Source organism: Sphingobacterium sp. UBA7631 (genome assembly GCF_002483935.1).
Lineage (GTDB): Bacteria > Bacteroidota > Bacteroidia > Sphingobacteriales > Sphingobacteriaceae > Sphingobacterium > Sphingobacterium multivorum.
This window is the reverse complement of sequence record NZ_DLIX01000008.1, coordinates 32,564-34,284: the sequence shown is the minus strand read 5'-3', so window position 1 is coordinate 34,284 and position 1,721 is coordinate 32,564. Positions and strand designations below refer to the sequence as shown.

Annotated in this window: 2 protein-coding genes; both read right to left on the bottom strand. The window is 42.4% G+C overall.

What is annotated here, in order from left to right:
• Nucleotides 1-83: 83 nt before the first annotated feature.
• Nucleotides 84-305: a (4Fe-4S)-binding protein gene (locus B3P16_RS14780; RefSeq protein WP_046672314.1), complete on the bottom strand. Its 222-nt coding sequence runs from the start codon at nt 303-305 to the stop codon at nt 84-86.
• 62 nt (nt 306-367) lie between these two features.
• On the bottom strand, nt 368-1,609 hold the full coding sequence (locus tag B3P16_RS14775; protein WP_070563286.1) for an MFS transporter: 1,242 nt from the start codon (nt 1,607-1,609) through the stop codon (nt 368-370).
• Between the last annotated feature and the right edge of the window lie 112 nt (nt 1,610-1,721).

Sequence of the window (1,721 nt, the reverse complement as noted above, 5' to 3'; positions counted from 1 at the left end):
GAGTCCCGTCCAGACCGCCAACAAGAAAAGCATCATTTATAATTAAATGATGCTTTTTTTTTGCCTTAACAATACAACAACTATTATTTTTTCAATTCGTACTGAAGTGCTCCAGAAGGGCAATGCTTGATCTGTTCAATCAATTCCGCTGTACTGGCATTTTGGGCTGTGATCCAAGGCCTATCTTTCGGATGATACACATTTGGGAGACTCTTCACGCAAACCGCAGCATGTGCACAGCGTTCAGGTATCCAAAGAACGGTTATCTCTCCATTTGGATGTGGATATCTAACTATTTTTTCCATAATTCCATCTCTCTTTAGCAATTTATATTTTAAGAACTAATAACGATAAGAACAATTTTGTTTTAAGAATTGGCTTTTCGCTTTTTAATCATACTGCTCACCCGGTAGATCATAAAAATACCGATGATAGAGAGCAGAATCACACTCATCCCCAATGTAGGATAATGTTCCAAGGGGCTTTCTTTTGTTTCTTGAACAATGATTACACCTGCTAGCGAAGCTGCCACACCTCCTGCCAGCTGCTGCAACGATGAACTGATACTCATAAATGCACCCCGATCTTTCATCTCCGGAACAGCCGTGATCAAAGCGGAAGAAGGCGTCATCCGACTTAAAATGCCCGCCATCATTAAAATGTTTAAGATAACAACAATATAAAATGGAGTAACGCCTAGGTTCGTGTAGATAAATACGACAACCATGAGCCAAAGGGAAGCGAACGCGAAAATCTTAAACTTATCGTAACGGTCGCTCAATTTCCCGACGATAGGCATAATAATCAATGAAGCGATACCCGAAATCATAAACAACATCGGCAGCTGCTCGTGGCTAACTTTGAGGTTATTGACTGCAAAAGCACTTCCAAAAGGCATCATCATATAACCTCCAATGGATAGCAAGGCTGTTGCAGCAAAGCCGATACGATATTCTCGCTGTGAAAAAGTCAGCCAAAGGTGCTTTAACGCAGATTGATGTTTCTGAAGACCGATATGTGCTGTAATCGGAATGAGTTTAATTGCAATGATAATGACAATAATTAAAGCCATCACGGCAATCCATAAAAAGGCGCTATGCCAGCCCCAATTGTTTGCGATATACAGACCTATCGGAATGCCTAGGACCTGGCTGGCGCCAAAGCCCATCTGTACAAAGCCCATCACACGTCCACGTTGCTGAAGCGTAAAGATATCGGTGATAATAGCCATGGAGATCGAACCAATGACCCCTCCAAAGAGGCCTGTGATAATTCGAGCAGCGACCAAAGTCCAATAATCGTTGGCAAAACTACAGCAGAAAGTTCCGATAATAAAGCCAGAATAGAAAAAAAGCAGCAGCTTCTTTCGATCAAAACGATCGGCAAAACCCGCGGTAAGCAGCCCCGAAGCACCCGCGCTAAAAGCATAGGCCGAAACCGCAATGCCAAATTGAGCTGGTTTGAGATCGATGGCTTTCATCAGGATATCCCCCATCGGTGACATCACCATAAAATCAAGCACGACCGTAAATTGTGTCATGGCCAATAAAAAGACCACCAGTTTTTGGTATGCCGTAAAAGGCGCATTATCAAGTTTATTTATTTCCATACTGTCCGGTTTGCCTCGGTTTAAACTGGCCTAAAAATACAGAAGTGCGCGAACATTATATGTAATAAGTTTGCAAAATTATCGCCCGAGACCTTACCTTACCTTACCTTAC

What these genes read in the sequence shown, in the direction of transcription:
- B3P16_RS14775 (WP_070563286.1), bottom strand. Translation starts at nt 1,609, where the DNA reads ATGGAAATAAATAAACTTGATAATGCGCCTTTTACGGCATACCAAAAA.
- B3P16_RS14780 (WP_046672314.1), bottom strand. Translation starts at nt 305, where the DNA reads ATGGAAAAAATAGTTAGATATCCACATCCAAATGGAGAGATAACCGTT.